Consider the following 5,818-nt stretch of genomic DNA (forward strand, 5'->3'; position numbering starts at 1 on the left):
CGAGGTGGGCGTCGAGCTGGCTGTCGATTTCGTGCAGGTGGGCGGCGCGGTGGTTGGGCGCGCTCCATGCCCGCTGTCGGCGCTGCCAGGTGAAGGCGAGTTCTTCGGTGTGTTGGGCGAGAACGGACCCGATGCAGGGCCGCGGTGCGAGGGAGAGTTTCAAGCGCATGACTCGTCTTGTTAAGGTCGTATGGCAACCTTGGTATGTCGCGGAATAGGAGATTTTCCGTCGGCGATGAGATCATGCGCCGCCGCGATGCGCGTGACGTTCCTGCATTCCAACGAACGCTTGCTCGTCCCCGTCACGCCCCAGTCGTCTGCACCAGAGCATCGCGCTTTCGAGAAGCCTCTCCAGCTCGATGGGCGAATCCTGCCGGGAAGGGTCCCCAACGAGGTATGTCGCTCGAATCAGCGCAGCTTCAACCAGACTGTCCTGGATGATCTCCTGCAGTCGAAGCGGGTAGCCATCAGGTTCCGGATCGATGCTGGAAAGCATGCGTGCTGCGGTCGCCGCAGCCGCGGGCAGATCGGAATTGCTCGCTTGCACACACATCCGAAGATCAAGGTAGCCCGACCAGTCGAAGGGATCGGTCACTTGCTCTGCTGTGAGCAGACGCTCTGCTTCGCTGAGGTGATCCAGAGCCTCAGCGAGTCGATTCTCCTGATGGGCCAGAGCGGCGCGCCCGATGTGAGCATCGAAAAGGGCTTGGTTCTGCGGGTCGAAGCCGCCGCAACTTTGCGCATCCTGCGCGCTGGCCGAGAGTTGTTTCTCACTCATGGCTGAACTCGTGCCAGCGAGTGCGCAGCACGTCCGCCAGCCTGTTCTCGCTTCGGCATCGCTCCATCATTTCGACGTAGTTGAACAGGCTTGTCCATCTTCCGTCTTTGAGGAACGCGGCGCCGTAGCGACCGCCAACCAGCAGCACACCATCCGCTGCAGCGACAGAGCCGGCAGCATGTCTCACGCTTGGTGGCGCAATGTCGTCGCGCAATCGATCATCGTGCAGCGTCCAGAGTCCGGAGTCGTTCGTCGCCCAGAGCGCATCCGCATGCCATGCCATCTGGACCAGAGGCAGTGACTGCGGCTGGGTCTTGATCTCGCTCCAGACGTCGTCTCGGCCCACGAAGAGTCGGCCCTGCAGTCCGCCGATGTAGACCCGCCCGTCCTGTCCGCAACACACCGAGAAGAGCGGGACATTGCTCGGAAAATCGATCTGCTTCGCGCGCATTCCATCAAAGTGCCAGACATCTCCCTCGCCGCCCACGAGGTAGATGTCCGAGGGCGAGAAGCCATCGACGTCGCGGAAACCGGCAGGTTGCGGCAATCCGTACCGATCACGAAGCGGCGGGTCAAACAGTTCGCTGTGCCATTTCCAGGCGCCATTGCCGAGGCGAATGCCGAGACTGCGATTGCCGCCGCAGGCGTAAAGATGGCCTCCAATCGTTTTCAGACGCAGCAAGCCTCCGCGAAGCGCGTGGTCCGTGCGCGGCAAGGAAGCCTCCATCTGCTTCGCACCGCTGCCGGTCGAGTAGACCAGTCCACTCATGCAGGCGGCGACGGCTTTTTCTTCAGGCAGCTGCGAAGCACCCACGCATGCAAGGTCGAACCCATGCAGCGCAGCCCAGCTCCAATTGTCCGGATCGTCAAGGAAGACGCCTACCAGACGCTTTTCCAGCGCTTCTTCCTCGGGAGACGTGCCTTCCTCTCGAAAGTCCGTCCACTGCGTATAGTCCTCCCGAAGCAACAGGCAGAGTGCGTTATTGCTTCGCACAGCCACCTGCGCGACAGGAAAGCCAGCGACTACCTTTGAGAACGTGTCGGTTTTGGTCATAGTGATCTCTGTCTATCGTCCGCTGTCGTTACCCGTGCTCGCACCCGCGGCTGGCGTTCCCCGGCCGCTATCGCCCGCATGCGCCGACAGGGGAGCCTGGTCGCATCCTTGGTAGAACGCGTCAAGTTGGGCTCGCAGGCAGGCCGCTGAGCAATGCGGCGCTACGGTACGAATGGCTGCAATGCCCAGCTCGCGCGCCTGTGTATAGCTGATCGGGTCCCCGCGATTGAATCCCGCGGCGGCCATTCCCGCGGACAGGCTGCTGTGGGCGATGCCGTGGCTTCCGTGGTTGTTGGATGCACCCTCAAGACAGATGGTGGGAGCGCTGTTGTGTTTGCTGCCCTGAGCGCCCTTGTAGCAAGGATGCGCGTCCGGCTCACCATTCTTGAACATCGCTCCCGGGATCACATGGTGACCGGTCTGGCCGGGGCAGCAGCCTTCGCCTGTATTCGCCGCGTCGGCGGCCCCGGTTCTGTTGTACGGGACCAGCATGCATTTGCGCGCGCGAACGCAAGGGTCACGCGCCGCCTGCAGCGTCATCAGATCTGCCATGAACTTGTCGGGCGAGGCGCGATACTCAGCGATCTTCCGATCGGCGAGTTCCTTCAGGCGATCAATATCCAGAAGATCCTGAAGGTGGTCCATGCCCTCAGGGCCCAGAGCTTCGGCGATGTCGGTTGCTGTGCTGATGACGTCGGTGATGGTCCACGCGGCCATGGCTCCGGTGACTACCAGACCGACTCCGGTGGCGCCGGCAGCAGCGCCGACGATGTTCTTCAGAACGGATCTGGCCGCGAGTCCGCCCAGCTTGCGAACGAGAAACCACCGCCCAAGGCGCTCGTAGGCCATGTCAACGAGCTCGCCGAGAACGGCTTTGGCGATATCGGTCTTGCTCATGCTGAGCACGTCGAAGACCTCTTCGAATGCCTTCTTCGCATCCTCGAACGCTTGTTGACCGGACTGCGGCTTGATCCACAGCCCATCGCAATAGTCGTCAACCCAGGAGTTTGAAGCGCCCTGCCGCCGCCGATAGCCCAGCGCCGTTTTCGCTGCGTTGTCGGGAATGGATGCCATGTTGCCGAGAAGCTTGCTGAAGCTGCTTCGTCGCGGCCTCGGCGCGTTGCGAGAGTTTGCTTGCTGTTGCGTCTTCTCAGGACATGCGCGCTCGATCGCCCGCCGGTCGCTATCGCAGTCCGAGCCCGTCATTCGTTGACTTATGTACTGTCGCTGCAGCGCATTCGGCGGGTTGCGGTGGTTGTGAGTCACCCAGTCCAGATGGCGCGCGACTCCGCGCCCCTCGACCTTGACGTTGGGCGACCAGGTCTGGAAGTAGCAACGGCCCTTCACTGCACCGGAAATGATCCCCTTGGCAAGCTTCTTGGTAGCTGCATCATCGCCCTCACTGACCGAGAAATAGCTGTGGTTCTCCAGCGCGATCTCCTTGCCGAGGATGAAGACCGTGCGGCTGCCGTTGGTGATGTCGCTGGCGTGGCAGCTGTTGGGGTAGGGAATCGGTACGCCGGGCGGAAAGGGTTTGATCGGCGTCGGTGACGCTGTGGCAGGAGGGGTGTGGCAGACGTCAGGAAAGGCATGCTTCGAGCTGCCGTCCGCGGATTTCGAGGCGATCTCGTTGCTGTTGGCATAGACGTGCGTAGCCATCAGGCGGCTCCGGCGTAGGCGGCGATGGCGCCGCGCAGGGTGTGTGAGGAGGACAGCTGGATCAGCACCTTGGGCCCGGGCATGCGCTGGCGCTTCGCCAGCTGCCAGGCCAGCGCCAGCATCAGCGGCCCGAAGGCGCAGCCGACGTGGCCGGTCGAGGCCGCCGGAAAGATCCGCCCGTGGCCGGGTGGCTGTGAGGCGCGCAGCACGCGCGCCCAGGCGCTGGACAGCTCTTCGGCGAAGAAACTCTCGCCGGCCATGTCGCTCAGCCGCAGGTGGATCTCATGCGCCTGCCAGCCGCTTTCGTTCAGCGCCTGACGCGTGGCCTGCGCCAGGCCCTTGCCGTGACAGGGCTCGTCCGAGAGCAGGGTGGCGGCCTCTTCGGCGACGCCGACGCCGCGGATGTGCAAGGGCGCCTGTTCCCCATCGCCACCGATCAGGAGCGCGGCGGCGGCTTCGCCCGGCACGAAGCCGCTGCTGACTTCGGTATCGAGCAGGCGCTGATGCGCAAGCGCGTGTGCGATATCGCTGCCGCGCAGCCAGGAGTCGGAGGCAGCGATCAGAACGTAGGGCGCGCCCTGTGCGAGGAACTCACGCGCGGCCTGCAGGGCGTCGACGCAGGCGGCCTCACCGCCGGTAAAGGCCTGCAGATGCAGGCGATCGGCCGACTCAAACAGGGGGCCTATCGCGCGCTGGCAGAGATGCGCCGCATCGACCAGCGGGGCCGGGCGGGTGTCATCACCGAGGAACAGCAGCGGCACGCGGGCAGGCAGCGGCGATCGGACGCTCGCGGATTCGATCGCCTCGCGCACCGCCCACCCCAGCGCCGTGCCGAGCTTGGTGGCGCCGCCCACGCGCGCACCGGACTCGCTCAGGCCCAGCGACATCGCAGCGCCGGGCAGCGGCTCGCCGCGGTGGCCTTGAAAGTAGGTGTCCTGGAAGTTGTCCAAGCCCGCCCGAATCGCCGCCGCCGTCGCCGGCAGCGAATTGCCTACCGAGGTGACCGCGCCGGCACCGAGCACGGCGAGCTTCATCGGTGTGCTCATGCGACCACGATCTCCCCGACCGGGGCCTGGTCTTCGTCCTTGGTTTCCTTGCCGCCGCAGCCGCAGTCGTTGGTGCCGAGCACGCGGGCCTGCCACCAGCGTTTGCACAGGCTGCCGGCGGCCAGCGCATCGACCTCGGCCAGGCTGCGCTTGAGCGGATGGCGGGCACGCCAGACCACGGTGAAGAGCTCGGCGTCGAGATCGAAGCTCAGCGTGTCGACCACGGGTTGGAGCTTGTGCACCTTGCGGTGTTGGTCGAGCACCACCATCGACAGCTTGAGCTGCGGCAGAACGAAGCGCAGTTCACGCCGGCTGCGGTGCAAATTGACGAAGGCGACTTCCTCGCCGCCTTTCGGATAGTCGATCTGCTGCTCGATCGGCGCGGCCTGGAAGAAGCGCGGATCGAAGTCCTCGGGCAGCAGTGGAAACACCTCGTCGATCCAGCGCTGGTCGTAGGTGCCGCCGTACTCGACGCGGCCCGCCCAGCTGCGGCCGATAGGGCCGAAGCTGATCGGACGATAGCGCTCACGCGGGTTGTCGATGGGCGTGCCGGGGTCCTCGAGGTTGGGCACGGGCGTATCGACCAGCGAGGTGTCGCCGGGCGCGCCGCCGAAGCCGCAGCCGATCGGGTTGGCCACGCAGGCCGGGTTGGATTGTCAAAGAGCGCGTTGCGCAGCAGCGACGCAAATCAGTTCAGCTTGAACAGGGGCTCGCGAACCCGGTGCAGCGCGCCTGCATCGCCCTGCAGTGTTGCTTTCAAGGCCGCGTGCAGTCGCATCGGCAGGCTTTCGCCCTGGAGGTGCGGTTCGGCAGTTGGGCGAACAGGATTGCGCAGAGCGGCGCGCAGGCGCTCGACGTGCGGTTCAAGCAAGCCTTGGTCTTCGAGATGCGCCTTGGGCTCGGGGCGAGTCGACTTCGCCACGCTTTGGTCGTCGGCATGCTCGGCCTCTTCCGCAGGCGTGCGCTTGGATAGGGTCCGCGCAGCGTTCGTGTCCGGTCGCTGCCAGAGCTGGTCGCGCTCCATGTCCAGGCCGGTGAGCTGTTCGATGCCGAAAGCGGCCAGCGTGGCGAGCTTGCCGTCGAGGGCGGCATCAAGCTTGGACAGCGCCCAGGCATCGCCGCGATAGATCGCAAGCCACAGCGCTTCGCGCTCGCGGCTGTGAGCCACGAGCAGATCGAAGGCGGCATGCACGCTGTCAGCGGGTGCGGTGAGCGCGAAGGCGCCGAGCCAGCGTCTGCGGCTGGGGCGATCCAGCAGAGTCGGCGCGGGACAGTGCGGCA

The 5,818-nt window shown here is 65.0% G+C and carries 6 protein-coding genes; all 6 read right to left on the reverse strand.

The genetic code is table 11. The features are described from left to right. Positions 1 to 241 precede the first annotated feature (241 nt). Positions 242 to 778 (reverse strand): hypothetical protein, encoded by a 537-nt coding sequence (locus tag Q0654_RS18915; RefSeq protein ID WP_298856557.1) that lies wholly within the window; start codon positions 776 to 778, stop codon positions 242 to 244. Next, positions 771 to 1,832 carry a hypothetical protein gene (locus tag Q0654_RS18920; protein WP_298856558.1) on the reverse strand — a complete coding sequence of 354 codons (1,062 nt, stop codon included), beginning with the start codon at positions 1,830 to 1,832 and terminating at the stop codon, positions 771 to 773. The genes Q0654_RS18915 and Q0654_RS18920 overlap by 8 nt, the downstream gene beginning before the upstream one ends. 12 nt (positions 1,833 to 1,844) lie before the next feature. Next, positions 1,845 to 3,491 (reverse strand): DUF4150 domain-containing protein, encoded by a 1,647-nt coding sequence (locus tag Q0654_RS18925; RefSeq protein ID WP_298856559.1) that lies wholly within the window; start codon positions 3,489 to 3,491, stop codon positions 1,845 to 1,847. Beyond that, a complete protein-coding gene (locus Q0654_RS18930) occupies positions 3,491 to 4,537 on the reverse strand; it encodes a hypothetical protein (RefSeq protein ID WP_298853838.1) in 1,047 nt (348 codons plus the stop codon). The genes Q0654_RS18925 and Q0654_RS18930 overlap by 1 nt, the downstream gene beginning before the upstream one ends. Then, positions 4,534 to 5,175 carry a DUF2169 domain-containing protein gene (locus tag Q0654_RS18935; RefSeq protein WP_298856560.1) on the reverse strand — a complete coding sequence of 214 codons (642 nt, stop codon included), beginning with the start codon at positions 5,173 to 5,175 and terminating at the stop codon, positions 4,534 to 4,536. The genes Q0654_RS18930 and Q0654_RS18935 overlap by 4 nt, the downstream gene beginning before the upstream one ends. Before the next feature lie 50 nt (positions 5,176 to 5,225). Then, positions 5,226 to 5,818, reverse strand: a 593-nt coding sequence (locus tag Q0654_RS18940) for a hypothetical protein (protein WP_298856561.1), incomplete at its 5' end; no start/stop codon positions are given.

The sequence above is a fragment of the uncultured Aquimonas sp. genome (assembly GCF_937888285.1).
GTDB lineage: Bacteria > Pseudomonadota > Gammaproteobacteria > Xanthomonadales > Xanthomonadaceae > Aquimonas.